This is a genomic window from Brachybacterium alimentarium (assembly GCF_002332425.1).
GTDB classification, from domain to species: Bacteria; Actinomycetota; Actinomycetes; order Actinomycetales; family Dermabacteraceae; genus Brachybacterium; species Brachybacterium alimentarium.
The window spans coordinates 417,624-442,636 of record NZ_NRGS01000005.1; the positions used below are offsets into that span (position 1 = coordinate 417,624).

Annotated in this window: 25 protein-coding genes; 20 read left to right on the plus strand and 5 right to left on the minus strand. The window is 70.0% G+C overall.

The features are described from left to right. The first annotated feature begins 29 nt into the window (after positions 1 to 29). The 7 genes from pgsA to miaB all read left to right on the plus strand — a co-directional run bounded on the left by pgsA (position 30) and on the right by miaB (position 5,853). On the plus strand, positions 30 to 623 hold the full coding sequence (gene pgsA / locus CIK71_RS05120) for a CDP-diacylglycerol--glycerol-3-phosphate 3-phosphatidyltransferase (protein WP_096164074.1): 594 nt from the start codon (positions 30 to 32) through the stop codon (positions 621 to 623). Then, entirely contained in the window at positions 620 to 1,105 is a 486-nt protein-coding gene (locus CIK71_RS05125) for a CinA family protein (RefSeq protein WP_096164075.1), read from the plus strand. The genes pgsA and CIK71_RS05125 overlap by 4 nt, the downstream gene beginning before the upstream one ends. A gap of 205 nt (positions 1,106 to 1,310) precedes the next feature. After that, on the plus strand, positions 1,311 to 1,616 hold the full coding sequence (locus tag CIK71_RS05130; protein WP_096164250.1) for a helix-turn-helix domain-containing protein: 306 nt from the start codon (positions 1,311 to 1,313) through the stop codon (positions 1,614 to 1,616). Between the two features lies 1 nt (position 1,617). Next, positions 1,618 to 1,842 carry a DUF3046 domain-containing protein gene (locus tag CIK71_RS05135; RefSeq protein ID WP_096164251.1) on the plus strand — a complete coding sequence of 75 codons (225 nt, stop codon included), beginning with the start codon at positions 1,618 to 1,620 and terminating at the stop codon, positions 1,840 to 1,842. 448 nt (positions 1,843 to 2,290) lie between these two features. After that, positions 2,291 to 3,418: a recombinase RecA gene (recA, locus tag CIK71_RS05140; protein ID WP_096164076.1), complete on the plus strand. Its 1,128-nt coding sequence runs from the start codon at positions 2,291 to 2,293 to the stop codon at positions 3,416 to 3,418. Positions 3,419 to 3,421: 3 nt separating this feature from the next. Next, positions 3,422 to 4,108: a regulatory protein RecX gene (locus CIK71_RS05145; RefSeq protein ID WP_096164077.1), complete on the plus strand. Its 687-nt coding sequence runs from the start codon at positions 3,422 to 3,424 to the stop codon at positions 4,106 to 4,108. Between the two features lie 161 nt (positions 4,109 to 4,269). After that, complete coding sequence (gene miaB, locus CIK71_RS05150; RefSeq protein WP_096164252.1) at positions 4,270 to 5,853, plus strand: tRNA (N6-isopentenyl adenosine(37)-C2)-methylthiotransferase MiaB; 1,584 nt, start codon at positions 4,270 to 4,272, stop codon at positions 5,851 to 5,853. A gap of 98 nt (positions 5,854 to 5,951) precedes the next feature. On the opposite strand, the gene CIK71_RS05155 is transcribed toward miaB, so the two are convergent. Then, positions 5,952 to 6,437, minus strand: coding sequence for a YbjN domain-containing protein (locus tag CIK71_RS05155; RefSeq protein WP_241964202.1), 486 nt, complete (start codon positions 6,435 to 6,437; stop codon positions 5,952 to 5,954). 177 nt (positions 6,438 to 6,614) lie between these two features. Between CIK71_RS05155 and miaA the strand changes: the two genes are divergently transcribed. Together miaA and dapF are read left to right on the plus strand one after the other, a co-directional pair. Further along, a complete protein-coding gene (gene miaA / locus CIK71_RS05160) occupies positions 6,615 to 7,634 on the plus strand; it encodes a tRNA (adenosine(37)-N6)-dimethylallyltransferase MiaA (protein ID WP_096164079.1) in 1,020 nt (339 codons plus the stop codon). Between the two features lie 9 nt (positions 7,635 to 7,643). After that, a complete protein-coding gene (gene dapF / locus CIK71_RS05165) occupies positions 7,644 to 8,492 on the plus strand; it encodes a diaminopimelate epimerase (protein WP_096164080.1) in 849 nt (282 codons plus the stop codon). 48 nt (positions 8,493 to 8,540) lie between these two features. On the opposite strand, the gene CIK71_RS05170 is transcribed toward dapF, so the two are convergent. Further along, positions 8,541 to 9,155: a class I SAM-dependent methyltransferase gene (locus CIK71_RS05170; RefSeq protein WP_096164253.1), complete on the minus strand. Its 615-nt coding sequence runs from the start codon at positions 9,153 to 9,155 to the stop codon at positions 8,541 to 8,543. 192 nt (positions 9,156 to 9,347) lie between these two features. On the opposite strand from CIK71_RS05170, the gene hflX reads away from it, so the two are divergent. Beyond that, the gene (gene hflX, locus CIK71_RS05175) at positions 9,348 to 10,931 is read left to right on the plus strand and encodes a GTPase HflX (RefSeq protein WP_096164254.1); all 1,584 of its coding nucleotides are present in this window, start codon (positions 9,348 to 9,350) and stop codon (positions 10,929 to 10,931) included. Positions 10,932 to 10,966: 35 nt separating this feature from the next. Then, positions 10,967 to 12,997 (plus strand): ATP-dependent DNA helicase, encoded by a 2,031-nt coding sequence (locus CIK71_RS05180; protein ID WP_096164081.1) that lies wholly within the window; start codon positions 10,967 to 10,969, stop codon positions 12,995 to 12,997. Positions 12,998 to 13,036: 39 nt separating this feature from the next. Here the strand turns inward: CIK71_RS05180 and lexA are convergent, their stop codons facing one another. Next, positions 13,037 to 13,732: a transcriptional repressor LexA gene (gene lexA / locus CIK71_RS05185; RefSeq protein ID WP_096164082.1), complete on the minus strand. Its 696-nt coding sequence runs from the start codon at positions 13,730 to 13,732 to the stop codon at positions 13,037 to 13,039. A 170-nt stretch (positions 13,733 to 13,902) separates the two neighbouring features. On the opposite strand from lexA, the gene CIK71_RS05190 reads away from it, so the two are divergent. Both CIK71_RS05190 and nrdR read left to right on the plus strand, forming a co-directional pair. Further along, the gene (locus tag CIK71_RS05190) at positions 13,903 to 14,298 is read left to right on the plus strand and encodes a LysM peptidoglycan-binding domain-containing protein (RefSeq protein WP_096164083.1); all 396 of its coding nucleotides are present in this window, start codon (positions 13,903 to 13,905) and stop codon (positions 14,296 to 14,298) included. Between the two features lie 28 nt (positions 14,299 to 14,326). Then, complete coding sequence (gene nrdR / locus CIK71_RS05195) at positions 14,327 to 14,785, plus strand: transcriptional regulator NrdR (protein ID WP_096164084.1); 459 nt, start codon at positions 14,327 to 14,329, stop codon at positions 14,783 to 14,785. A gap of 191 nt (positions 14,786 to 14,976) precedes the next feature. Here nrdR and CIK71_RS05200 read toward each other — a convergent pair whose 3' ends face one another. Continuing rightward, positions 14,977 to 17,223: a HelD family protein gene (locus tag CIK71_RS05200; RefSeq protein WP_096164085.1), complete on the minus strand. Its 2,247-nt coding sequence runs from the start codon at positions 17,221 to 17,223 to the stop codon at positions 14,977 to 14,979. Positions 17,224 to 17,376: 153 nt separating this feature from the next. Between CIK71_RS05200 and CIK71_RS05205 the strand changes: the two genes are divergently transcribed. Continuing rightward, positions 17,377 to 18,357: a proteasome assembly chaperone family protein gene (locus CIK71_RS05205; protein ID WP_096164086.1), complete on the plus strand. Its 981-nt coding sequence runs from the start codon at positions 17,377 to 17,379 to the stop codon at positions 18,355 to 18,357. A gap of 309 nt (positions 18,358 to 18,666) precedes the next feature. Then, positions 18,667 to 18,870 (plus strand): cold-shock protein, encoded by a 204-nt coding sequence (locus CIK71_RS05210; RefSeq protein ID WP_096164087.1) that lies wholly within the window; start codon positions 18,667 to 18,669, stop codon positions 18,868 to 18,870. A gap of 151 nt (positions 18,871 to 19,021) precedes the next feature. Here the strand turns inward: CIK71_RS05210 and CIK71_RS05215 are convergent, their stop codons facing one another. After that, the gene (locus CIK71_RS05215) at positions 19,022 to 19,870 is read right to left on the minus strand and encodes a spermidine synthase (protein WP_096164088.1); all 849 of its coding nucleotides are present in this window, start codon (positions 19,868 to 19,870) and stop codon (positions 19,022 to 19,024) included. 237 nt (positions 19,871 to 20,107) lie between these two features. Here CIK71_RS05215 and CIK71_RS05220 point away from each other — a divergent pair, with 237 nt between their 5' ends. The 5 genes from CIK71_RS05220 to rsmH all read left to right on the plus strand — a co-directional run bounded on the left by CIK71_RS05220 (position 20,108) and on the right by rsmH (position 25,012). Next, entirely contained in the window at positions 20,108 to 20,590 is a 483-nt protein-coding gene (locus CIK71_RS05220; protein ID WP_096164089.1) for an SAV_6107 family HEPN domain-containing protein, read from the plus strand. A gap of 213 nt (positions 20,591 to 20,803) precedes the next feature. Next, positions 20,804 to 22,039 carry a DNA polymerase IV gene (dinB, locus tag CIK71_RS05225; protein WP_096164090.1) on the plus strand — a complete coding sequence of 412 codons (1,236 nt, stop codon included), beginning with the start codon at positions 20,804 to 20,806 and terminating at the stop codon, positions 22,037 to 22,039. Positions 22,040 to 22,298: 259 nt separating this feature from the next. Then, positions 22,299 to 22,697: a DUF3040 domain-containing protein gene (locus tag CIK71_RS05230; RefSeq protein WP_096164091.1), complete on the plus strand. Its 399-nt coding sequence runs from the start codon at positions 22,299 to 22,301 to the stop codon at positions 22,695 to 22,697. A 692-nt stretch (positions 22,698 to 23,389) separates the two neighbouring features. Continuing rightward, the gene (mraZ, locus tag CIK71_RS05235; RefSeq protein WP_076810555.1) at positions 23,390 to 23,821 is read left to right on the plus strand and encodes a division/cell wall cluster transcriptional repressor MraZ; all 432 of its coding nucleotides are present in this window, start codon (positions 23,390 to 23,392) and stop codon (positions 23,819 to 23,821) included. 195 nt (positions 23,822 to 24,016) lie between these two features. Further along, on the plus strand, positions 24,017 to 25,012 hold the full coding sequence (rsmH, locus tag CIK71_RS05240; protein WP_096164092.1) for a 16S rRNA (cytosine(1402)-N(4))-methyltransferase RsmH: 996 nt from the start codon (positions 24,017 to 24,019) through the stop codon (positions 25,010 to 25,012). Position 25,013: the final 1 nt, after the last annotated feature.

Genomic DNA, 25,013 nt, shown 5'->3' on the forward strand with positions numbered 1-25,013 from the left:
CCTCATTCCGCCGGAGCTCAGGAGTCCCGATGACCACACCCCGCACGGAGCCCGTCCCGCTCTGGAACATCGCCAACATCCTCACGATGGTGCGGTGTGCGATGGTCCCGGTGCTGGTGGTGCTCGCGATCATCTACCCGGACTCGATCCCGGGGCGCATCCTGGTCGCCGCCGTGTTCGTGGTCGCGATGATCACGGACTTCCTGGACGGCCACCTCGCCCGCAGCCGGAACCTCATCACGGACTTCGGCAAGATCGTCGATCCCATCGCCGACAAGGCGATGACGGGCGCGGCACTGATCATGCTGTCGGTCTGGGAGTACGTGCCGTGGTGGATGACGATCCTGATCCTGGTGCGCGAGTTCGGCATCACGGTCATGCGTTTCACGATCCTCAAGTACGGGGCCCTGCCGGCGAACATGGCGGGCAAGGCCAAGACGATGGTGCAGACGATCGCCATCACCTTCTGCCTGATCCCGTTCGAGCTGTGGTGGGAGCCCGCGCGCTGGATCGGCCTGGCGCTGGTGGCCCTGGCCGTCGTGCTGACCGTATGGTCCGGCCTCGTGAACCTCAAGGACGGGCTGCGGCTGCGTCGTGAGGCACTGGCCGGTGGCGCTGCATGACCACGGGCGCCACGAGCCCGCAGCTCGTGATCTCCCGAGCCGCGCAGCGCGGGCTGATGCTCGCGACCGCGGAATCGCTCACCGCAGGGGCCCTGGTGGCCCGCCTGGTGGACGTCCCCGGGTCCAGCGCCGCGATCGCGGGGGGAGCGGCCTGCTACTCCTTTGCGGCCAAGACCCGCGTGCTCGGGATCGACGCCGATCTGCTGGAGCGCACCGGTGCTGTGACCAGGGAGGTCGCGGCGGCCATGGCCGAGGGCGCCCTCGACCTGTACGCCGCGGACCTCGCCGTCTCCACCACCGGCGTGGCCGGCCCCGGGCCCGACGCCCGCGGAACGGCGGAAGGAACCGTCTGGCTGGGGATCGCCCGACGGGACGGCGAGACCCTCACGCGTGAACTGCATCTCAGCGGCGACCGCCCGACGATCCGCTCCCGGACCGTCGACGCCGCGCTCTCGCTGCTCGTCGAGATGCTCGAGTCCTGAACGACCCCGCAGGTCAGCGCAGGGGAGCGCAGCCTTCCTCCCCACCGTCTCGTCGTGCACAGTTCCCAGGCATCCCGAGGATGGGGGCCACTACACTCTGGGGAACACTTCCGAGGGTCGGCGCGTTGTGCTTGTCGTGATGACTTCGACGCACCGCACCCCCGAGGTGTTCCACCAGTTCAACCAGAGGAAGGGAGGCAAGGCCATGGTCCTGTTCCGTCAGGAGCTCGGTGATGTCCTGCGTGATGCACGACGCAACCAGGGTCGCACCCTGCGTCAGGTGTCCTCCGATGCCCGCGTGTCCCTGGGCTACCTCAGCGAGATCGAGCGCGGCCAGAAGGAGGCCTCCAGCGAGCTGCTGTCCTCCGTGACCGATGCCCTGGGCCTCCCGCTGTCGTTCGTGCTGCGTGAGGTGTCCGACCGGATCGCCGTCGCCGAGAACATCAGCATCCCCGACACCGTGCCCGAGGGCCTCGCCGAGGAGGCGAGCCCGCTGGTCGGTGCGCACTGAGGTGAGGCGCAGCGAGTTCTCGGAGCTGGCCGACCACGTGTTCGGCCCGGTCCTCGCCCGCACCTACACCCGTGACCTCGTGCTCGAGGGCGTCGGCGGTCTGACCGCCGAGCAGGCCCTCGAGCACGGGGTCGCCGTGCGCCAGGTCTGGACGGCCCTGTGCGACTCGATGGACGTCCCGGAGTCCCAGCGCTGGGAAGTCCCGCCGGAGCAGCGACGCCGCTGACCGCGGTGCTCCGGCAGGAGAGCTCGGCCGGCAGAGGTCGACCCTCGCCGGTGTGGTCGTGGTGGACGCGTTCGGGGTGGTCGACGCGATCCGTCGGGCGGCTTCCCCTCTCCGTCCCTCGCGGGGTCGCGGGGTCGCGGGGTCGCGCACTCCCTCGGAGGATCACTGGCTGTCTATTTCTCTCTCGGGACCCCTTAGCGTCGCGCCCCGAGGGGCCGCGCGATATCGACACGCCGCGACACGCCCCGCAGAGCCCTCGTTCGAACGCATGTTCGGTACAGTGGGGTGGAATGGTCCCCCGGCCCGACGTCCCCGTTCTCGTCCTTCCTCCCCAGTCGCGTGTCATCCACAAGCGGCCCGGGGCGGCGACGAGTGTCGGAGGCCGCGCCTAGTGTGGCCTCACTGTCATCGAGTCGGCTCGCCCGGCCCACTGGAAGGAACCAAGCACATGGCTGCACCGAAATCGTCGAAGCCCCCCGTCACGCGTTCGACGGAGAAGACCCGCGAGTCGTCGCTCGACAACGCCCTGGCCCAGATCGACCGCCAGTTCGGCAAGGGATCGATCATGCGGCTGGGCGACGACACGCGGCCTCCGGTCGAGGTCATCCCCACAGGCTCGGTCGCCCTGGATGCTGCTCTCGGCATCGGTGGGCTGCCGCGCGGCCGCATCGTCGAGGTCTACGGCCCGGAATCTTCCGGCAAGACCACGTTGGCCCTGCATGCCGTCGCCAACGCCCAGCGCAACGGCGGTATCGCCGCCTTCATCGATGCCGAGCACGCAATGGACCCGGAGTACGCCAAGAAGCTCGGCGTCGACACCGATGCCCTGCTGGTCTCCCAGCCGGACACCGGTGAGCAGGCCCTCGAGATCACGGACATGCTGATCCGCTCCGGCGCGCTGGACGTCGTCGTGATCGACTCCGTCGCCGCGCTGGTGCCCAAGGCCGAGATCGAGGGCGAGATGGGCGACTCCCACGTCGGCCTCCAGGCGCGTCTGATGTCCCAGGCGCTGCGCAAGCTCGCTGGCGCGCTCTCCTCCTCGGGGACCACCGCGATCTTCATCAACCAGCTGCGCGAGAAGATCGGTGTCTTCTTCGGCAGCCCCGAGACGACCACCGGCGGCAAGGCGCTGAAGTTCTACGCCTCCGTGCGCATGGACATCCGCCGCATCGAGACCCTCAAGTCCGGCACGGACTCCGTGGGCAACCGCACCCGCGTCAAGGTCGTGAAGAACAAGATGGCCCCGCCCTTCAAACAGGCCGAGTTCGACATCCTCTACGGGGAGGGCATCTCCCGCGAGGGTGGCCTGATCGACCTCGGCGTCGAGCACGGCGTGGTCCGCAAGTCCGGTGCGTGGTTCACCTACGAGGGGGACCAGCTCGGCCAGGGCAAGGAGAACTCGCGCCAGTTCCTCAAGGACAACCCGGACCTGGCGGTCGAGATCGAGGACAAGATCCTGCGCACCCTGGGCGTCGGCAAGTACGCCCTCGAGCAGGCGGAACCGGAGGCCGGTGCCGTCGAGGCGCCTCTCGGTGAGGACGAGTTCCTCGACGACGACGTCCCGGCCACCATCTGAGAGATGACGGGCACGCAGTCCGACGGGAGCGGCGGCGGCGACCATGAGGTCGTCGCCGCCGCTCCCGTGACGGCGGACGACGGACCGCGCACCGCCTCGGAGATCCGGGCGGACCTGTCCGGTCGCACCCGGCAGATCCTTGAGGCCACCCGTGAGGCGCCGGACCCCGAGGCCGTCGCGCGGGAGAAGGCCGTGGTGCACGAGTGCCGGTATCTGATGAGGCTGCTGTCGACGCGCCGCCGGTCGGAAGGGGAGATGCGTCAGCGGCTCGCCGAGCGGGAGGTCCCCGCGGACATCGCTCACGAGGTGATGGCGCGGATCATCCGCGCCGATCTCGTCGACGACGCCGCCTTCGCCCACGAGTGGGTGCAGCAGCGACGTTCCCTGCGCGCCCTCGGTGATGAAGCACTGCGCCGTGAGCTGAGCAGACGCCGGGTGGACGCCCCGCTGATCGATGCGGCGCTGGAGACCGGGGAGAGCGACGAAGAGGTGCGCTGCCGTGAGCTGGTGCGCTCCCGGATCGGTGTCCGGGATCGGGAGCGCCTGCGCACCGAACGGGACGGCGCCCACCGCCGTCGGCTCTCCCGCCGCCTGGACGCCCTCCTGACCCGCAAGGGTTACCCGGGGAGTCTCGCCGTCCACGTCATCGCGGGTGAGCTGCGCGAGGCCTCGCACGATCCGGAGAGCTGACGCACGCTGACGCATGCTGACGGGGCCTGGGCCGGGGCCGGGGGCCGACGACGAGCGCCGCCAGCCTGCCTCCGTCGCGAACGCGGCGGGGAACGGCTGTGGAGGCATCGGCCAGTATTCTTACGGGCACTATGTCCTCCCGCATCTCCGCTCTCGATCCCATGACCACCGATACCGACGCCGCGACGTCAGCCGGCGCCCTGAGCACCCCGCGCGGCACCTATCAGGTGCGCACCTTCGGGTGCCAGATGAACGTCCACGACTCCGAGCGCCTGACCGGCCTGCTCGAAGAGTCCGGCTTCGTGGCGGCGCCGGACGATGCCGACGCCCGTCGCGGCGAGGTCGACGTCGTCGTCTTCAACACCTGTGCGGTGAGGGAGAACGCGGACAAGAAGCTGTACGGCACTCTCGGCGCGCTGCGTCCCGCGAAGGACGCGAATCCGAGCATGCAGATCGCCGTCGGGGGCTGCCTCGCGCAGAAGGACCGTTCCACGATCGTCGACCGTGCTCCGTGGGTCGACGTCGTCTTCGGCACGCACAACATCGGTGCACTGCCGGTGATGCTGGACCGTGCTCGGCACCGCGCGGAGGCGCAGGTGGAGATCCTCGAATCGCTCGAAGTGTTCCCGTCCACGCTTCCCACACGGCGCGAGTCCTCCTACGCCGCCTGGGTCTCGATCAGCGTGGGCTGCAACAACACCTGCACCTTCTGCATCGTGCCCTCGCTGCGCGGCAAGGAGAAGGACCGCCGCCCGGGCGACATCCTCGCCGAGGTGCGTGACGTGGTGGATACCGGCGCTCTCGAGGTGACGCTGCTGGGACAGAACGTGAACTCCTACGGTGTCGAGTTCGGCGATCGAGGAGCCTTCGCCAAGCTGCTGCGCTCCTGCGGCGACATCGAGGATCTCGAGCGCGTGCGCTTCACCTCCCCGCACCCGGCGATGTTCACCGACGACGTCATCGCAGCGATGGCCGAGACCGACAACGTCATGCCCCAGCTGCACATGCCGCTGCAGTCGGGCTCCGATGACGTGCTGCGCCGGATGAAGCGCTCGTACCGCTCCAAGAAGTTCCTGGGCATCCTCGACAGGGTGCGAGAGCGGATCCCCGAGGCGGCCATCACCACCGACATCATCGTCGGGTTCCCCGGGGAGACGGAGGAGGACTTCCAGCGCACGCTCGACGTGGTCGAGGCCTCTCGCTTCGCGAGCGCCTTCACCTTCCAGTACTCGATCCGCCCCGGGACACCTGCGGCGACGATGGAGGGACAGGTCCCCAATGAGGTCGTCCAGGAGCGCTACGAACGGCTCACCGCGCTGCAGGACCGCATCACCTACGAGGAGAACCAGAAGCTCGAGGGGCGCGTCGTCGAGGTCCTCGTGGCCGAGGGGGAGGGGACCCGGGACGAGACCACGCACCGCATCTCGGGCCGCTCGCGGGATCACCGCCTGGTGCACCTGGCGGTGCCGGAGGGGCTGGAGAGCGCAGACATGCCGCGTCCCGGGGACATGGTCACCGCAACCGTCACCCGGGCCGCGCCGTTCTACCTGATCGCGGACAGCGCCCGGGAGGCCGCACCCGGCGTGAGCCCGACGCGCGAGCAGTTCTCGGTGCGACGCACCCGCTCCGGAGACGCGTGGGAAGCGGGGGAGAGCGGCCTGGACGCGGGGTCGTCCTGCGGGACCGGGGCAACTGCTCCGTCGGGCCTCGTCACCCTCGGCATGCCGAGCCTGCGCCGCCCCTGAGCAGCGGACCCGACACACAACAGGACGACGCAGAACGGCCGACACCCCGCAGGTGCCGGCCGTTCTGCGTATCCGCAGCCGGGGCCGCGGAGTGTGCCTCAGACGTCGAGCTCGTCGAGCTCTGCGCCGAGGCGCTCCTCGAGGCTGTGGAAGAAGGCGATCACGGTGCTCAGACCGCACTTGATCGCGCTGTCGACCTGGGTGTCCAGAGCGCCGGCACGGAAATCCGCAGCGAGCTCGCCGTACACGCCCAGCAGGCCCTCGGACTCACGGCGCACGTAGACCTTCGGCCACACCCGGTTCATGTTCCACTCGTTGCAGAGCTTGATCATCTCGACCTTGCGGGAGAAATCGACCGAATGGCTCCAGCGGCCGCGGGTCTGCATCACAGCCCGCTCCTCGCCGGAGACCATGAACTGGAATCGGTAGTCGTCGAAGCGTGCGCGGAGGATCTCCGGGTGCTCATCGTCCTCGACGAAGGCATATCCGAGGCGAGAGAGGCTCTCCTCGACCCTGCTCAAGGACATCGGGGCCAGGCGATCGGCCGAGTCCGGGAGTGCAGGGGACTCGTTCGGTGCAGTCACTTCCAACCTCATGCATTGCAGTAGACGAAGACAACGGTCCGGGGTTCCGGGACGGCCCACACTACTCCCTCGCTCACGATGTCGGCCTGCCACCAGGGGTGATCCGTCCGACCCTCGAACCAGCGCCTCACCGCCCGCCGGAGCGACCCGCACAGCGGCGCGGGTAAAGTTCCGCGCATGGACGATCCGCTGCCCGAGAGCACCACCGCGCGCGAGGCGGCGGCGACGGGCGACGCGGCCGCGCCCAGCGCCCGCGCTCCCCGCGACATCCCTCTGGTCGCCGTGGTCGGAGCGACCGCCACCGGCAAGTCCGATCTCGCCATCGCCCTGGCCCGTGAGCTGGACGGCGAGGTGGTGAACGCCGATGCGCTGCAGCTCTACCGCGGCATGGATATCGGCACCGCGAAGGTGACAGCCACCGAGCGCACGGAAGTGCCGCATCATCAGTTGGACGTGCTGGATGTGACCGAGGAGGCGAGCGTCTCGGTGTACCGGGACGAGGCCCGTACGGCCATCGCGGCCATCCGCTCCCGCGGCCGCACCCCGATCCTCGTCGGCGGATCAGGGCTGTACGTGCGAGCGGTGCTCGATCAGATCGAGTTCCCACCCACCGACCCGAGCATTCGAGCGCGTCTCGAGAGGGAGGCCGCGACGCGCGGGCCCGCCGCTCTGCACGCCGAGCTCGCCGACTCCGACCCGGAGGCCGCGCGCACGATCGGTGCCGGAGACACGCGGCGCATCGTGCGCGCCCTCGAGGTCGGGGAGCTGACCGGGCGTCCCTTCAGCGCATTCCTGCCGCGACCCCTGTACGCCGACCCCCGCACGGTGCAGATCGGTCTGCGGCTCGAACGCCCGGTGCTGCACGACCGGATCGCCCTGCGCGTGCAGCGCATGGTCGAGCTCGGGCTGCTCGACGAGATCCGAGGGCTCCGCGAGCGGGGCCTGGACCGTGGCCTCACGGCGCGACGAGCGATCGGCTACGAGCAGGGCATCGCCGTGCTCGAGGGGAGGATGAGCTGCGCCGACGCGATCGAGGCCACGGTCGTCGGCACCCGACGCCTGGTGCGCAAGCAGGACACCTGGTTCCGACGCGATGCCCGCGTGCGGTGGCTCGACGCCTCGACGCAGGACGTGACCGGCCGCGCTCTGGACGCGCTGCGTGACGGCGGAAGCACGGGCCATGATCCGGCGGCATAGGCTCACGGCATGAACGACAGGATCCACTTCACCAAGGGCCACGGCACCGAGAACGACTTCGTCATCCTCGATGACCCCGATGGTGCGCTGGAGCTCGACGCCGCCACGGTCGCCGCCCTCGCGGACCGCCGCGCCGGCATCGGCGGAGACGGCGTGATCCGCGCAGTGCGCACGCGCCGCGCCGGCATCGAAGCACCCGCGGATGCTCCCGAATGGTTCATGGACTATCGCAACGCCGACGGCTCGATCGCCGAGATGTGCGGCAACGGGGTGCGCGTTCTGGCCGCGCACCTGCAGCGCGCCGGTCACGTCCGCGAGGACGAGTTCGCCGTGTGGACCCGCGCTGGAGCCCGCACCGTCGCGATCCTGCAGCGTCCCCCCTCGCACGGCGGGACGTGGTCGGTGAGGCTCGGAATGGGGGAGAGCCGCAGCACGCGGAACGCCCGCACCGTCGAGGTGGCAGGTCATATGCTCAGCGCGACCGATGTGGACATGGGCAATCCCCACACCGTCGCCTTCCTGCCCTCCGGGCTCGCCCTCGAGGAGCTCGACCTCACCCGCCGCCCCGCGCTGGATCCTGAGCCGGTCGACGGCGCGAACATCGAGCTGGTCGTCGAGCTCGGCCAGAGGCACGTGGTGATGAGGGTGTTCGAACGCGGCGTGGGGGAGACCCGCTCCTGCGGCACGGGTGTCGCCGCCGTGGCGGTCGCCGCAGCGCTGCGCGCCGGGGACGACACCGGACAGCCGTGGACGGTGGACGTCCCCGGCGGCCGCCTGCAGGTGGGCTGGACCGCGACCGGGGAGGTCACCCTGACCGGTCCGGCACAGCTCGTGGCCGACGGCGCCACCTTGGTCTGACACCGGGCCTGACACCGGGGCCGGCATCGGGCCGACACCGGGTGGAGTTCAGCGCGCCGGGCCCACCTCGAGCACCCGGAAGCCCTTGGCGCTGGCGACCTTCGCGACGTCACGCTCGGGAAGCTGCTCACCGAGCCATCGCGCGAGCGGGTCCGCGCCGAGGTTCTTGCCCACCACGAGGGCGGCGGTGCCCTCCGCAGTCAGCCGCGCGGTCCATTGCAGCAGCAGCTCGTGCAGGGCGGGCTTGCCGATCCTGATCGGAGGATTCGACCAGATCGCGTCGAAGCGGAGATCCTCGGGGACCTCGTCCGGCGCCACCACGCGGAGGGAGGTGATCCCTGCGCGTTCGGCGTTCTCCGCGGTGAGCTCGCGGGCTCGTTCGCTCACGTCCACGGCCCACACCTCGGCGGCGGGATGGGTGAGCGCGGCGGTGAGCGAGATCGGCCCCCATCCGCAGCCCAGGTCGAGGATCCGCGCGTCCGCGGGCGGCTCGGAGATCTCATCGAGGCGGTTCAGCAGCACTGCGGTGGCCTTGTCCAGGCCGTGCCCGCTGAACACGGAGGCGCTGGAGACCAGATCGAGATCCCGACCGGCGAGGCGCACTCGCAGCGGGAAACGCCGGGCATCGGTCGCGGGGGAAGGGGTGAAGTAGTGCTCGTCCACCCCAGAAGGATACGGACCCGGAGCGTGCCGGCGGACGGTGAGCCCCACCGGCCCGTCCGCCCGGGCACGTCCGCCGCGGCTCGTCGGCCCGATCACTCCGGTATCCGCCCACCGCAAAATCCCTCGACCCCGGAGGATCGGCGTGGGACTCTGGTGGAACAGATCGTCCCCTACCTGAGGAGTACCCCGACCGTGCCCATCGCTTTCCATCCCGAACCCGCCTCCGACGCCGATGTCGACGGGACCACCACCGGGGGGACCGTTGGCGCGCCGCACACCGAGGGGACGCACGAAGACCCGTCGGCCGGATCTCCCGCGGACCCGAGCCCGGCGGCCCGTCGCCGTGACCCGCTGACCGAGCGGATCCTCTCCCGCAGCAGCGCCGCCGCCCAGGACGCCCCCGGCCAGAGCAGCGACGGCGAGCAGTACGACCTCGCCGACCGCCAGGCGCTGCGGCGCGTGGCAGGAATGTCCACCGAGCTCGAGGACGTCTCCGAGGTCGAGTACCGCCAGCTCCGACTGGAGCGAGTGGTGCTCGCAGGCCTCTACACCTCGGGCAATGCCGCTGAGGCGGAGACGAGCCTACTCGAACTCGCCGCTCTCGCCGAGACCGCGGGTTCGGAGGTGCTCGACGGCCTCCTCCAGCGCCGTGCGCATCCCGACCCCGCCACGTTCTTCGGCAAGGGCAAGGCGGCGGAGCTCGCAGGGATCATCGCCGAGAACGGCGCCGACACTGTGATCGCGGACGGCGAGCTGGGCCCCGGGCAGCGACGCGCGCTCGAGGACATCGTCAAGGTCAAGGTCATCGACCGCACCGCGCTGATCCTCGACATCTTCGCCCAGCACGCCAAGTCCCGCGAGGGCAAGGCACAGGTCGAGCTCGCGCAGCTCGAGTACCTGCTGCCCCGGCTGCGCGGCTGGGGCGAGTCGATGTCCCGGCAGGCGGGCGGGCGCATCGCCGCGGGCGGTGCCGGAATGGGATCGCGCGGACCCGGCGAGACCAAGATCGAGCTGGATCGTCGGCGCATCCGTGACCGCATGTCCAAGCTGCGCCGGGAGATCAAGGCGATGGCCCCGGGACGCGTCGCCCAGCGCGCCGACCGGCGGCGCAACCAGGTCCCCGCGGTCGCGATCGCGGGCTACACGAACGCCGGCAAGTCCTCGCTGCTGAATCGGCTCACCGGAGCCGGCGTCCTGGTCGAGAACGCCTTGTTCGCGACGCTGGACCCGACGGTCCGGCGCTCCACCACGCCCGACGGGCGGGAGTTCACCTACGCCGACACCGTCGGCTTCGTGCGGCATCTGCCCACCCAGCTGGTCGAGGCATTCCGGTCGACTCTCGAGGAGGTGGGCGATTCCGACCTGCTGCTGCATGTCGTCGACGCCTCCCATCCCGACCCCGAGGGCCAGATCCGTGCAGTGCGCACCGTGCTCGGCGAGATCGAAGGCTTCGATGTGCCCGAGGTCGTCGTGCTGAACAAGGCAGACCTCGCCGAACCCGAGACGATCGCCCGCCTGCGCAGCCAGGTCGAGAACTCCGTCGTGGTCTCCGCACGCACCGGGGCGGGCATGGACGAGCTGAGGGACCTGATCGCCGATCGCCTGCCGCGCCCGGCGGTCGAGGTCGACGTGCTGGTCCCGTACTCGCGAGGGGATCTCATCGCGCGTGCTCACACGACGGGCGAGGTGCTCGCGGAGGAGCACGTCATGGAGGGCACCAAGCTCCATGCCCGGGTGGATGAGGCGCTCGCCGCAGAGCTCCACGGCGCGGCCTGAGAGGTCCTCGGATCCAGCGCGGATACGCTGGAGCGATGACCACCGCCACCGATCACGAGGCCGCCCCAGGGGCCGCCGGCATCCAGCTGTCGACCCTCATGGATGCGGCGGTCTCGGCGATCGGCGGCGCCGTGCGGCCCGGCCAGCAGGCCATGGCGGAGGCGGTCGACACCGCCATGACCGCGAACCGTCATCTGCTCGTCCAGGCGGGCACAGGCACCGGCAAATCGCTTGCGTACCTGGTGCCCGCGCTGCGCCATGCGCTGGTCAGCGGCCGCCCGGTCGTGGTGTCCACCGCGACCATCGCCCTGCAGACCCAGATCGTGCGCAAGGACCTGCCGCGTCTCGTGGAGGCGCTGGCCCCGCATCTGCCACGCACGCCCACCTTCGCCCTGCTCAAGGGCCGTGCGAACTATCTCTGTCGACACAAGATCGACGGCGGGTACCCGATGGACATCGACCCTGGCGCGCTCTTCTCGGAGGCGTCCACAGATCCGGCCCGCACCGGCAGCGAACGGCTCGGGGACCAGGTCAAGCGGCTGCGGGAATGGGCCGAGGAGACCGACAGCGGAGACCGCGACTCGCTCGAGGACCCGGTCTCGGATCGCGCCTGGCGCCAGGTCTCGGTGACCGGGTCGCAGTGCATCGGAAGCTCCTGTCCGATGCTGGAGTCCTGCTTCGCCGAGCGCAGCCGCGAACTGGCCCGCGAGGTGGACCTCGTGGTCACGAACCACGCACTGATGGCGATCGACTCCTTCGATTCCCTGGGAATCATCCCTGACCACGACGTGGTCGTCTTCGACGAGGCCCACGATCTCTCCGGGCGCGTCACCAGCGCCGTCACCGAATCCCTGAACCCCGGGATGCTCCGAGGGACGGTGAGGGATCTGCGCGGCCTCGGCGTCGCTGCCACCGCCCTGGACGATGCCGCCGAGGAGCTGCGCGAGGCGCTCGAGCTCGCCCCCGACGGCCGCGTGATCGGTGCCTTGCCGGAGCGCCTCGGCGACGCCGTCCAGCAGCTGCGGGTCGAGGCCCGCACGGCGCACTCCGATGCGAAGGACGCCGGGGACGACGCCACCGTCGGCACCGCCGGATCGCGCAAAGCGGTCCGCGCGAACCTGCAGGAGATCATCGAGGTGTGCGAGCGTCTCGGCGCTCCGGCCGATGAGGATGTCGTCTCGGTCTCGCATTCCCAGGCCACGGGACGCTCGAGCATCCAGGTGGCGCCGCTCAGTGTCGCTGGCGCGATGCGCGGAGCGATTCTGGAGAGCCGTACCGCCGTGCTGACCTCGGCGACTCTTGCTCTCGGCGGCCGTTTCGAGCCGGCAGCGGGCGAGGTGGGCCTCGCGCGGGCAGATCGCATGGGCCCGGAGTCCACGCCGCCGCGCGAGGACAGGAGCGCCTGGGCGGGCCTCGACGTGGGCAGCCCTTTCGCCTACCGGAGCCAGGGGATCCTGTACACGGCCCGGCACCTTCCCCAGCCCGGCCGCGAGGGCCCGTCGACGGCCATGCTCGACCATCTCACCGAACTGGTCGAGGCCTCGCACGGCGGGGCGCTGTGCCTGTTCTCCTCGCGTCGGGGCGCCGAGCTCGCGGCCGAGCATGTGCGGGCCCGCCTGGACCTCACCATCGAGGTGCAGGGTGAGGACTCGATGGCGAACCTGGTGCGGAAGTTCCGCGACGACGAGGATGCTTCTCTGTTCGGCACGCTCACACTGTGGCAGGGGGTGGATGTCTCCGGACCCTCGCTGCGACTGGTCACCATTGACCGGATCCCGTTCCCGCGCCCGGACGATCCGCTGGTCTCCGCGCGCCAGGAGCGGATCGCCCAGAAGGGCGGCAACGGCTTCATGGGCATCTCGGCCCAGCACGCCGCACTGCTGCTCGCTCAGGGGGCGGGGCGCCTGATCCGCTCCCATGAGGACCGCGGCATGGTGGCCGTGCTGGATCCGCGGCTCGCGACGGCGCGGTACGGCAGCTTCCTGCGGGAGGCGATGCCGCCGCTGTGGCCGACGTCGGATCCCGAGATCGCTCTCGGCGCGCTGCGGAGGCTCTCGACCTCCTGAGCTCGGCCGGTGGGCGCCGTCGCCCCGGGCTGCGCCGGATCAGACCGAGCGCAGCACCGCGACGATCTTGCCGAGGATCTCGGCATGATCTCCCAGGATCGGGGCGAAGGCCGGGTTGTGAGGCATCAGCCAGACATGGTCGTCCCGCTGGACGAAGGTCTTCACCGTCGCCTCGCCGTCGATCATGGCCGCGACGATCTCGCCCTTCTGGGCTTCCTTCTGGCTGCGCACGACGACCCAGTCGCCGTCGCAGATGGCGGCGTCGATCATCGAGTCGCCGACCACCTGCAGGAGGAAGAGGTCCCCGTCGCCCACCAGGCGCGAGGGCAGGGTGAAGACGTCCTCGATCTGCTCCTCGGCGGTGATCGGCACGCCCGCGGCGATGCGGCCGAGCAGCGGGACGGTCACCGAGTTCGGGCTGATGTCGGGCTCGGCGGGTGCCTCCGGGGCGCCGTCGTCTCCCGGCATGACGATCTCCATGGCACGGGGGCGCTTCGGGTCCCGGCGCAGGAAGCCCTTGCGTTCGAGCGCCTGCAGCTGATGGGAGACCGACGAGGACGAGGTCAGGCCCACAGCATCGCCGATCTCGCGCATCGTGGGCGGATAGCCGTGCGCGGCGATCGCGGAATTGATGGTCTCCAGGACCAGGTGCTGACGACGGGTGAGGCCGGTGGTCGCGGAGTCGACCGGCGCGTCGCCGCGGGAGCGTATCGGCTTGGGCGTGCTCGGCGTCATCGTGGAGGCCTCCTGGCTTCGTCTGTCGGACCCTCGAGGTTCCGTAGTGATGTCACCCAGCGTAGGGCGGCACGCACCGGATGCCAAACATGTGTTCGAGATCGGCCTTGCGTGTCGCGTGACCGTCGGGCTACAGTCGCACAGACATTCGATCGAACAGGAGTTCGGATATGCATACGGAAACGGCCACGGTCCTTCCCTTCTCGCAGCATCGTGACGAGCGCGCCGCGCAGTCTGATCGAGCGGGCGTTCGACTCAAGGCCACCCGGCGGGGCCGGGTCGTCCTCACGGCTCTGGCGTTCCTGCTCGGACTGCTCGTCGCCGCCGCGCTGCTGCTGATGTTCGAGGTGCCCTCCGCACTGGCGGGCGGGGGAGCCGAGGAGCCCGTGACCCTCACCGTCGAAGCGGGCGACACCCTGTGGGGCTATGCCGACGAGTTCGCCCCCGACGGCATGAGCGAGCAGGAGTTCGTCTCCGAGGTGCGCAGCCTCAACCACCTCACGACGCCGCGGGTCACCGCCGGCCAGCTGATCGAGCTCCCGGCCCTCGAGGGCGCATCGCACTGATTCGCGAGCGGGCCGCTATCCTGTGCGGATGCACTGCCCGTTCTGCCGCCATCCTGACTCCCGGGTCGTGGATTCGCGTACGTCCGACGACGGCGCGACCATCCGGCGCCGTCGTCAGTGCCCGAACTGCTCCCGGCGCTTCTCGACGTCCGAGACGGCCTCCCTCTCGGTGCACAAGCGCTCCGGTGTGAGTGAGCCGTTCAGTCGGGCGAAGGTGATCTCCGGTGTGCGCAAGGCCTGCCAGGGACGCCCGGTCACCGATGACCAGCTCGCGATGCTCGCCCAGCGCGTCGAGGAGGACATCCGTTCGAGCGGCCAGGCCGAGATCGATGCTCATCAGGTGGGTCTGTCGATCCTGCACCCGCTCCAGGAGCTCGACCTCGTGGCCTACCTCCGCTTCGCGAGCGTCTACCAGGATTTCGAATCGCTCGACGACTTCGAGGCCGCGATCGTGCGGCTGCGCTCGGAGTCGGCCGGCACCGCCTGAGGCCTGCCGCGAGGACGCCGGCACGGGCCTCGTCGCCGGGTTCGGAGGCGATCGCGGAGCCGGTTTGCGACGATTCTGTGGATAAAGTTCAGGACCGCTCGTCGGTGTGCATAAGATGTCCCTCGTGCACTCACGCAGTGCACACCAGATCGGCGGTCGCGGAGGGGAAGCCGCGGCCGCCGATCGCCGTCTCAGGCGGGTTCGATCCCCGCCGGCAGGTCCCGTGCGTGCACCACGCCGAGGTGGCGCGTCGCCCGGGTCATCGCCACGTAGAGATCCCCGGCACCATGCGCCTCCACCAGCTCCGCAGGCTCCACGATGACGACCCCGTCGAACTCGAGCCCCTTCGCGTCCTGTGCGGTCATGACGGCGATCGAGTCGTCCACCCCGGAGGATCCCGCTCCCACCGTCGGCAGGTCCGAGCGTGAGCGCAGCCGGCCGAGCACGTCGGCGATCCGCTCCTGCGCGACGATGACGGCGAGGCGCCCCACGCCCTCGTGATGCACCGCGGCCACGGCCTCGGCGGTGCGAAGAGCGAGGTCGCTCGGGGAGGAGCGCTCGATCCGCGGATCCCGGTCCCCCTCCCGCACCGAGCTGACCTCGGTCACGGGCAGCTGGTGCGCCTGCGCCATCGCCACGGCCCGGTCCATGATCCGGCTGGGCGTGCGGTAGTTGACGGTGAGGTGCTCGACCTGGAGACGATCCTGGATGTAGGGGCTCAGCGCCTGCGTCCACGAATGCGTGCCCCCGGCCGACGAGGTCTGCGCGACGTCGCCCACGACCGTGAAGGACTTGGTGGGGGCCCTTCGCATGAGTGCTCGCCAGCTCATGGGGGAATGCTCCTGTGCCTCATCGACCACGACATGGCCATAGGTCCAGCTGCGCTCGGAGGAGGCGCGCTCGGCGAGGGTGCGGCCATCTCGGATCTGGCTGACCTGGTCGGCGAGGTCCTCGGCACGGATCATCCCCGAGGTGTCGACGTTCTCGATGACCTTGCGTGCATAGTCGACGTCCGCCTCTCGGCGGGTCGCCGCCTCGCGGGCGCGGGCCTCCGCGGGCGCTGAGTCCTCGCCGAGGAGCTCGGCGGCCTCGTCCAGCAGCGGGATGTCCTCGACGGTCCAGGGTGCGTCCTTGTCACGGACCAGCAGGTGCACGCGGTCCGCGAGCGCGGCCGGGGCGGCGGCCCGGAGTCGATCAGGCCGGGACATCAGGATGCGCAGGAACCCCTGCGGGGCGTAGGGCAGCCAGGCGAGATTCAGCTGCCGCTTGATCTCCGCGTTGTTGCGCAGGTCCGAGAGCAGATCGGGCCGGTCCTCGGGGATGATGGTCTGCCCTTCGGCGAGGAGCGCCTTCTCGTAGGCCTCCACGAGCCGCTCCAGCGCCGCGCGCACGAACACGGTGCGAGCGGTGTTGTGGGGCTTGTGGCTGGCGCGGGCGTCCCGGCGCGCAGCTCTGAGCATCGAGCGCGTCAGGGTCAGCGGAGTCCCGTCGATGCGCAGGCGGATGTCTTCCTGCGGCAGCACCTGCCGCTGCGCCACGGCACGGGAGATCAGCTCCGCCATCGCGACGTCGCCCTTCAGGCTCGCCACCTCGTCCCCGTCATGCAGGAAGGTCTCGATGCGAGGGAACAGCTCTCCCGGGGTCAGCATGACCACACCGGATTCGCCGAGGCTCGGCAGGACGCGCTCGATGTATCGCAGGAATCCCGGGGTCGGAGCCATGATCAGCACCCCCGTGTGCTCGAGGCGGCGACGATGCGTGTAGAGCAGGTAGGCGGCGCGGTGCAGCGCGACCGCGGTCTTGCCGGTGCCCGGGCCGCCCTGGACGACCAGCACGCCGCGGTTCTCGGAGCGGATGATGCGGTCCTGCTCGGACTGGATCGTCGCGACGATGTCGCCCATTCGGCCCGTGCGCTGGCCGGAGACGGCCGCGAGCAGCGCACCCTCGCCCTGCAGCACCACGTCCTCGCCGGCGGTCTCGAGCACGGACTGGTCCAGGACGTCGTCCTCGAGCCCGACCACGGCGCGCCCACGACTGATGAGATGGCGCCGCAGCCGCACGTCCAGTCGCTGGGTGCTGGTCGCCTGGTAGAACGCTGCTGCCGCGGGGGCTCTCCAGTCCACCAGCAGCTGCTCGCGATCCGCCGTGAACAATCCGATCCGGCCGATGTAGTGGCGGGCGGTGTCGTCCATGTCCAGGCGGCCGAACACCACGCTGCGGGCGACCGAGCGCAGCAGCGCCAGGCGGTCCTCGTACAGCGCCATGAACGAGTCGCGTTCGGACCTGTTCTGATGTGTCGAAGCGTGCTGCGAGCCCTGGATGTCGTCCAGATTGCTCTGCACCTGGATGATCAGCTCGTCGAGCCGCGCGTAGAGGCGGTCTGCGTACGCCTGCTCACGTGCGATCTCCCGGGCGATCTGTCCCTCGGCGTCGTCCACGGACCTGCTCCCTCTGACGATGGATCCTCTCGCCGCACCTCTGGGAATGGACCCAGGATCGGCAGAGCACAGTGGTCCATTATGGTGGACAGGCCTGGAGACGCGTGCCATCGCGCGAGTGACGTCCAACCGGCTGCGAGGGAGGAGACGCTGATGCGTGATCCGCGTGATCTGTACCGCTTCGAATCCGCGGACGTCCTGGCGGCGGTCCCGCGCACCGGGCTGACCCTCGTGCACGCCCTGCCCGGACTGGTCGATGCCGGCAACGCCTGCCGCATCGCGTCGACCTATCTGCGGGACGAACTGCGGCACCTGCGCCTGGTCAGCTTCGACATGGACGAGCTGTTGGACTATCGCGGGTCGCGCCCGCAGGCCGTCTTCGACGGGACCTCCTACGCGAGCGTCGACATCCCCGAGCTCACGCTCTCGCTCATGTACGACGAGTCGGACCGGCCGTTCCTCTTCCTCGACGGACCCGAGCCCGACCTCCAATGGCGCCGGCTCGCGGAGGCGCTCATCGACCTCGTCGAGTTCTTCGACGTCGAACGGGTGGTCGGGATGCAGGCCGTGCCGATGGCGGTGCCGCACACCCGACCGATCGGACTGTTCGCACATGCGAACGATCCCGATCTGCTCGGCCGACCGAATACGCGCCCGACGCCGGCTCCGGGCACGACGCTCGGATCGGACGAGGACGAGGACTCCGCGGAGATCGTGGTGCCCGCCGCTTTCGGTGCGCTGCTCGAGCTCCAGCTCGGCCGCGCCGATCACGCGTCGATGGGCTACGCGGCGCAGATCCCTCACTACCTGACCCGGACCGACTTCCCGGCCGGGGCCCTCGCGCTCCTGCGCCGGGTCAGCGAGGCGGCGGGTCTGGACCTGCCGCTGGTGCATCTCGGCGATCTCACGGATGCGGCCACCGTCGCGCTGCAGGGCACCATCGCGCAGAACGCCGAGGTCGGCCAGATCGTCAGCGCGCTCGAGGAGCAGTACGACTCGATGAACGAGGGAGCGGACGATTCCCCGCTGACGACCACGATGGATCTGCCCACCGCCGAGGAGCTGGGTGAGCACTTCGAGCGCTTCCTCGCCGATCACGACGGCGAGGGGCCCGGGGATGCGCCGCAGCTCTGAGCGACGTGGGCCGCTGGGGCTCGACGCGCGTCGCCATCAGGCGCTCTCGACGCGACCCTGCCGTGATCCGCGTCATGTCGTTACCTGTTCGTGACCGCCCGTCCGTCATCGCAGTGTGAACGAGGACACTGCTATGACAGAATGGCGGTGTTGCGTAGTTGCAGGTCCGGTTGGACGGTCCGTCCCAGGTGCCTCGGCAGCTGGAAGACGGAATGCACGTCACGCCAACCGCTCCGGCGGGGACAGCTTCACGCGGCAGCGCGATCGCTTTTCCGCGATCGTTGATGGACGACACAGAAGGTGACAGGTATGGCACAGGGCTCGGTCAAGTGGTTCAACGCCGAAAAGGGCTTCGGATTCATCGAGATCGACGGAGGCGGCGCTGACGTCTTCGTGCATCACAGCAAGATCGACATGGACGGCTACCGCGCCCTCGACGAGGGTCAGCGCGTGGAGTTCGAGGTCACGCAGGGAGACAAGGGCCCGCAGGCCGAGCAGGTTCGTCCCCTCTGATCGACGACTTCGTCAATCTCACGGACCGGTCAGGAGCGTCAGCTCCTGGCCGGTCCGTCGTCGTACGGGGAGGTGTCGACCGACGCGATGCCGGTGGGACGGTGCGGGAGGCTGTCGGAGCTGGAGCTGGAGGTTGTCGCCGTTGCCGAGCTCAGCCGCCGAGCACTCGTCCTGCCCTCGCGAGCGCCTGGACCTGCGTGCTCCGGGCGAGGCGCACGGAGACGGCATCCGAGCGCAGGTCGCGGTCGATGCCCTCGGGCAGCGGACGGTCCGAGGCCAGGAGCACGCAGTTGCCCCGTCGTTTGCCGGACAGGTGGGCAGGCTCGGCGATCACGCCGACGTGCGCGAAGACCGCACTGAGCGTCGCGACTTCGTCAGCCATGAGTCCGGTTCCGGGAGGGGCCGCGCAGTTGGCGAGGTAGAGGCCCCCAGGCTTCAGCACCCGGGCCGCATGCTCGGCGGCCGACCGCGTGATCAGTTCCGGCGGCGTCAGCGACCCCGAGAACACATCGCGCACCAGGACGTCGAACCGATCGTCGCGCCAGGAGACCAGGGCGCTGAGAGCGTCCTCGATCCGCAGCCGAAGCTGAGGGGACCGAGGCAGATCGAACCAGCCGCGCACTGAATCGGCCAGGAGCTCATCGAGCTCGACCACGATCTGCCGGGAACGGGGGCGCCGGGCAGCGATCGCCCGGGGCAGCGAACAGCCCCCACCGCCCAGATGCGCGAGCTGCGCGCCGGATCCCGTGTCCCGGGGCGTCGCATCGGCATCGATGCCGAGATGCTGATCGATCGCGATCAGCATCCATCGCATGTACTCGAAGACGAGATGCTCCGGATCCGGATGCAGGTGCGAGGACGGCACCCCGTTGACGTCGAGCAGCACGGAACCGTCGTTCTCCAGGGTGAGACGTGCGGTACCGGTGGAGATCGGGATGTGGACGTCGAGCGGACCGAGGTGCTCGAAAGGGGCGTGGCGCGCACGCTCGCGGCGGGACATCCGCCCACTCTAGGAGACGGCACGCTCCCTCCGCGCCCGATGACCGCCCTCTGCGGCCGGGGCACCTACCTGGGCGTCCGTCGACACGGACCCGAGTCGGCCACCGTTCCTCCCCAGGCCCCACTCGTCCACCACGGCCACCGCGGCCCGTCGTCTGTCAGTGCCGGGTCCTACGGTTCATGAACCAGGCAGGGAGGACCCGAGGCCCGCCGCGGAGATCGGACAGGAGGAGCAGCGATGAACACCACCACATCCCGCCACCGGGGGAGCGCCGCCTCGCTGCCCGCTGACGCCCGCAGCATCCGCCTGCGTCTGGCGCATCTGGATCAGGACCAGGCCGATCTCGAGCGCGCCCGCCAACTGCTCCAGCTCGGCCGAGCCTCCCTCGAGGACGACCCCCGTGAGGCGTTCGAGCTGGTGCACCGCGCCGCCCTGCGCGGCGCGGGCATCCTGGTGGCCCGCGCGAACCGCGATCGCCGTCGGAAGCTGCCGCTGAACGTGTGGACCGCATTGGAAAGGCTCGACGAGGAGGACGCACGTCGCGCACTCGAGCTCGCGCCGTTCGTGACGGAGCGCGGGAGGTTGGACCGTGACAGCACGGCGCAGCCCGATCCGCACCTGCTGCAGCACCACATCGAGCAGACCGCGCAGCACCTCCAGAGCGTCTCCGAGAGGGTGCTCAGCGACCTGCCAGATTCCATGACTGCGCTGGCGGGCTGATTCCGAGAATTCCGCGGATTCCGGAGGCTCCGCGGATTTCGAGGGTTCCGACGGCCCGACACCCGAGCTCCCCGCCGGGCGAGCCCGCCCGCACGACCCTTGCCTCGGATGCCGCGGAGTCCGGCCACGAACAGTTCTCATGGGCCCGGCGGTGCAGCCCGAGGGCCTGCGGAGGGGCCGAGTACAGTGCGGCTCGGAGCAGAAGGAGGTCCCGTGGGAGCCGACGGCGGGTCGCAGGAGCAGGTGGAGATCCCCGGGATCCTCCATCTGGACATGGACGCCTTCTTCGCCTCGGTGGAGATCCGTGACGACCCGAGCCTGCGAGGACTTCCCGTCGTCGTCGGCGGCGCCGGCGCACGCGGAGTCGTGGCCGCCGCCAGCTATCCGGCCCGGACGCGCGGCATCCGCTCGGCGATGCCGATGGCGACTGCCCGGCGTCTCGCCCCGGATCTCCTCATCGTCCCCCCGCGCGGTGACCACTACCGGATGATCTCGGCGCAGGTGATGACGATCCTGAACTCCGTCGTCGCGGACGTCGAACAGCTCAGCATCGACGAGGCCTTCCTCGACGTCCGCGGGGCCCGTCGGCTCTTCGGGGAACCGGAGCAGATCGCCGCTCTGCTGCGCCGGCGAATCCGCGACGAGCTTGGACTTCCCAGCTCAGTGGGGGGATCGGTCTCTCGCGCCGTGGCCAAGATCGCCTCCGCGCACGCGAAGCCCGACGGGCAGCTGATCGTCCCGGCGGCCGGCACCGCGGAGTTCCTGGCTCCGCTGCCCGTCTCCGCTGTGTCCGGGATCGGCCCCAAGGCCGTCGCCGCGCTGGAGAAGATCGGGGTGCACCGGATCGGGGAGATCCGTGACATCCCGCCGAATGCGCTGGCGCGGGTGCTCGGTCCTCGTGCTCCGGAGATCCGTCGGCTCGCTGAGGGCAGCGATCGCACAGGGCTGGGACGTCAGGTGCGCGAGAGGTCGCTGGGGACCGAGCGCACCTGGGACGAGGACCTCACGGACGGCGACGAGGTGCGTCGCCGAATCACGATGATGGCCGACGACGTCGCTCGGCAGCTGCGCCAGGAGGGGACCGTCGCACGCACTGTCGTGCTCAAGCTGCGCAGCCCTGACGGCACCACCATCACTCGTTCCTCGACGCTGGACCAGCCCACCGCGAGCGGGGAGCGTCTGCGGGAGCACGTGGTCGCACTGTGGGAGCGCGAGCGGCATCGGCTGCGACGGATCCGTCTCGCCGGAGTGCGCGTCACCCATCTCGAGTCCTCGGGCACCGCGCCGGTCCAGCACGAGCTGGCTTCGCGCTCGACGCTGTGGAGGGATCTGGAGACGGCGATGGACCAGGCGACGAGTCGTTTCGGCGCCGCGAGCCTCAGCCGCGGCTCCACCCTGGGCCCGGCGTCCGACGGGGCCCAGCGCACGGAAGACCCTGATGGTCGCTGACCGCCACGATCGCCGCTGAGCATCGCGGGGGTCCCCGCGTGAGACGGGGTGAGACAGAGCGTGGAGAGCCGCCGTCGCACGGTCGGGGCATCGTGTCCGGTGCGCTGCGCGGGGCGTTCGACGTGATGCTCTCCCCGGAGTGTTCCCATTCCCCAGGAACTGGCTCTAAACTGGGTGAACCGCCGATGAGGGCAACGGAACTCGATCGGTGGTCGGGCGCCGGTAGGGCGCGTGAGGACCGGGGACAAGGAGCGGGACCATGCCGCTGTCTGAACACGAGCAGAAGATGCTCGACGAGATGGAACGTCAGCTGTTCGCCGACGATCCGCACCTCGCACGAGCTTTCGCGCCGACGAAGAACTCGCGGCGCAGTGGTCGTCGGGTCATCATCGGCCTCGGGGGAGTCCTCGTGTGCCTTGGTGTCCTCGTGCTGGCCGTCTCGCTGCCGGCCGTCTGGCTGGGGGTCATCGCCTTCCTGGGGATGCTCGCCGGCGCGGTGTACGCAGTGACCACTCCGAACTCCTCCTCGCAGGAGGGGCCGGACGACGGCGGCGGGGGCACGGGTCCCAGTGCGCCGCGCGACGACAACGGCGGGACGTTCATGCGCAAGCTCGAGCAGCGCTGGGAGAAGCGCTCCGGGGACGACCCCCGGCGCTGACGCGACGCGGCAGCCTCCCTCTCCCGCCTACGAACACCGAAGCCCCGGCTCAGAGAGCCGGGGCTTCTGCATGTCGTCCTGCTCCTCGTGGACGTCGCTTCCGTCGGCCCTGGGCGCAGCGGCCCTCGGGCCCCGGCGGCCGCGCCCGGTGATCCCCAGTCGCCTTCGCCGACTCGGGCCCGGTGATCCCCAGTCGCCTTCGCCGACTCGGCCCGGTGCCCTCTGTGCCCTCCGGGGCCGTGTTCCGACCATGCGGTCAGGCCCCGACTTCTCCGAGGATCGCACGACGACGTCCTCGCAGGAGCTCCGGCAGGCCCGTCACGGCGGCCCGGGCTGTCGTGATCCGCTCCATTCCCCACTTCGCTCCACGCGGGCCCTCCCTTTCGCTCCACTTGCACTCCGGCAGCACCTCGCCTGAGCAGCAAGGGGCTCTGACCTGCTCACATGCTGTCTGGTCATCGATGGTGCGCAGCGGGAACAGCCCTGTCGGAGCGCTGTGCAGAGGCCGGATCGACGCGCCGCACGCAGATTCCCTCCACCTCCCTCCCCGCCGTTGACCTGCAGTGACGTACGGCATGCGGGGCAGATCGGGGGAATCAGTAGTGAAAGGTGGGGAGTAGTGGGGTAAAGTGGGGCGCGTTGGGAGGAGATGGTTTCCAGTCGCGAGTCTCGGCGAGTGAAGGAGGGCCTGGATGTTCCTCGGCACCTTCACGCCCAAGCTCGACGACAAGGGGCGCCTGATCTTCCCGGCGAAGTTCCGTGACGAGCTCGCTTCGGGACTGGTCATGACTCGTGGGCAGGAGCACTGCATCGCCGTGTATCCGCTCGCCGAGTTCCGCCAGAAGCTCGAGGAGGCCCGTCGGGCGCCCACCACCGATCGGCGCACACGCGACTACCTGCGCGTGCTGCTCTCCGGCGCGGAGGACGTCATCCCGGACAAGCAGGGCCGCATCACCATTCCGGGCCATCTGCGTGGATACGCGGATCTGGACCGGGAGTGCGCCGTCATCGGCGCACTGGACCGGCTCGAGATCTGGTCGCTCCCGGCTTGGGAGACCTATCTCGAACAGAAGGAGGAGGGCTTCGCCGAGACCTCCGAGGAGGTGGTCCCGGGCCTGTTCTGAGCTCGGCTCGACGGATCTCCGTCCTGTGAGACCTCTCGTCGTTCCCGCCCCGATGCAACTTCCCCGGTGGCGGGTCGGGAACGACGAGGAATCTGGCAGGACGGCACCGCGACCAGAAGGCGGAGCCGGCAGGACCCCACCGATCGGGACGACCGATCAGAACGAACAGCACACGAACCACCCAGGGGAGGCGACATGGATCCGACGCAGCACGACCGGCCGGCAGAGGATCGGCATGTGCCCGTCCTCCTCGGCACCTCCGTCGAGCTGCTCGCCCCGGCACTCCAGGAGCCGGGATCGATCTACGTCGACGCGACACTCGGCATGGGGGGTCACGCCACCGCCGTGCTGCGTGCCGCACCTCAGGCTCGCCTGGTCGGCATCGACCGCGACAGCGCTGCGCTCGAGCTGGCACGGGAGCGCCTGGACCGCGAGGGCGTCGGCGATCGCGTCACTCTGGTCCACGCGACCTACGACGAGATCCCCGAGGTGCTCGAGGAGCTCGGCCTGCCCGGCGCGCACGGCGTGATGATGGACCTCGGTCTGTCGAGCTTCCAGATCGACACCGCCGACCGCGGCTTCTCCTACTCCGTGGACGCCCCGTTGGACATGCGCATGGACACCGCCTCGGGCGGGCCCACCGCCGCGGACCTTCTGCGGGACCTGCCGGAGGCGGAGATCTCCCGCATCCTCCACGACCTCGGTGACGAGCGCTTCGCCCGTCGGATCGCCCGCCGCATCGTCGCGCAGCGCGAGACCGTCCCGCTGACCCGCAGCGGCGAGCTCGTTGCGCTGCTGGACTCGGCGATCCCGAACTCCTCGAAGGCGAGCGGCGGGCATCCCGCCAAGCGGACCTTCCAGGCTCTGCGGATCGCCGTCAACGAGGAGCTCGAGATCCTCGCCTCCGCGATCGAGTCGGCCCTCGACTGCCTGCACGTGGGCGGCCGCATCGTCGTGGAGTCCTACCACTCCGGCGAGGACCGTCTGGTCAAGACCGCGTTCGCCCGCCGCACCAGATCCTCGGCGCCTCCGGGACTGCCGGTCGAGCTCGAGGAGCACAAGCCGACGTTCTCCCCGATCGTCCGCGGCGCCCTGCAGGCCGACGAGGCAGAGCGGGGCACCAACACCCGCGCCGCCTCGGTCCGCCTGCGCGCCCTGACCCGTACCCGACTCGCCGAGAGAGCTCACTGAG

What these genes read in the sequence shown, in the direction of transcription:
- nrdR (WP_096164084.1), top strand. Translation starts at nt 14,327, where the DNA reads ATGCACTGCCCGTTCTGCCGCCATCCTGACTCCCGGGTCGTGGATTCG.
- CIK71_RS05220 (WP_096164089.1), top strand. Translation starts at nt 20,108, where the DNA reads ATGAACACCACCACATCCCGCCACCGGGGGAGCGCCGCCTCGCTGCCC.
- pgsA (WP_096164074.1), top strand. Translation starts at nt 30, where the DNA reads ATGACCACACCCCGCACGGAGCCCGTCCCGCTCTGGAACATCGCCAAC.
- dapF (WP_096164080.1), top strand. Translation starts at nt 7,644, where the DNA reads ATGAACGACAGGATCCACTTCACCAAGGGCCACGGCACCGAGAACGAC.
- rsmH (WP_096164092.1), top strand. Translation starts at nt 24,017, where the DNA reads ATGGATCCGACGCAGCACGACCGGCCGGCAGAGGATCGGCATGTGCCC.
- CIK71_RS05215 (WP_096164088.1), bottom strand. Translation starts at nt 19,870, where the DNA reads ATGTCCCGCCGCGAGCGTGCGCGCCACGCCCCTTTCGAGCACCTCGGT.
- CIK71_RS05130 (WP_096164250.1), top strand. Translation starts at nt 1,311, where the DNA reads ATGGTCCTGTTCCGTCAGGAGCTCGGTGATGTCCTGCGTGATGCACGA.
- CIK71_RS05180 (WP_096164081.1), top strand. Translation starts at nt 10,967, where the DNA reads ATGACCACCGCCACCGATCACGAGGCCGCCCCAGGGGCCGCCGGCATC.
- CIK71_RS05190 (WP_096164083.1), top strand. Translation starts at nt 13,903, where the DNA reads ATGCATACGGAAACGGCCACGGTCCTTCCCTTCTCGCAGCATCGTGAC.
- miaB (WP_096164252.1), top strand. Translation starts at nt 4,270, where the DNA reads ATGACCACCGATACCGACGCCGCGACGTCAGCCGGCGCCCTGAGCACC.
- CIK71_RS05210 (WP_096164087.1), top strand. Translation starts at nt 18,667, where the DNA reads ATGGCACAGGGCTCGGTCAAGTGGTTCAACGCCGAAAAGGGCTTCGGA.
- miaA (WP_096164079.1), top strand. Translation starts at nt 6,615, where the DNA reads ATGGACGATCCGCTGCCCGAGAGCACCACCGCGCGCGAGGCGGCGGCG.
- CIK71_RS05125 (WP_096164075.1), top strand. Translation starts at nt 620, where the DNA reads ATGACCACGGGCGCCACGAGCCCGCAGCTCGTGATCTCCCGAGCCGCG.
- mraZ (WP_076810555.1), top strand. Translation starts at nt 23,390, where the DNA reads ATGTTCCTCGGCACCTTCACGCCCAAGCTCGACGACAAGGGGCGCCTG.
- CIK71_RS05205 (WP_096164086.1), top strand. Translation starts at nt 17,377, where the DNA reads ATGCGTGATCCGCGTGATCTGTACCGCTTCGAATCCGCGGACGTCCTG.
- CIK71_RS05145 (WP_096164077.1), top strand. Translation starts at nt 3,422, where the DNA reads ATGACGGGCACGCAGTCCGACGGGAGCGGCGGCGGCGACCATGAGGTC.
- lexA (WP_096164082.1), bottom strand. Translation starts at nt 13,732, where the DNA reads ATGACGCCGAGCACGCCCAAGCCGATACGCTCCCGCGGCGACGCGCCG.
- CIK71_RS05230 (WP_096164091.1), top strand. Translation starts at nt 22,299, where the DNA reads ATGCCGCTGTCTGAACACGAGCAGAAGATGCTCGACGAGATGGAACGT.
- recA (WP_096164076.1), top strand. Translation starts at nt 2,291, where the DNA reads ATGGCTGCACCGAAATCGTCGAAGCCCCCCGTCACGCGTTCGACGGAG.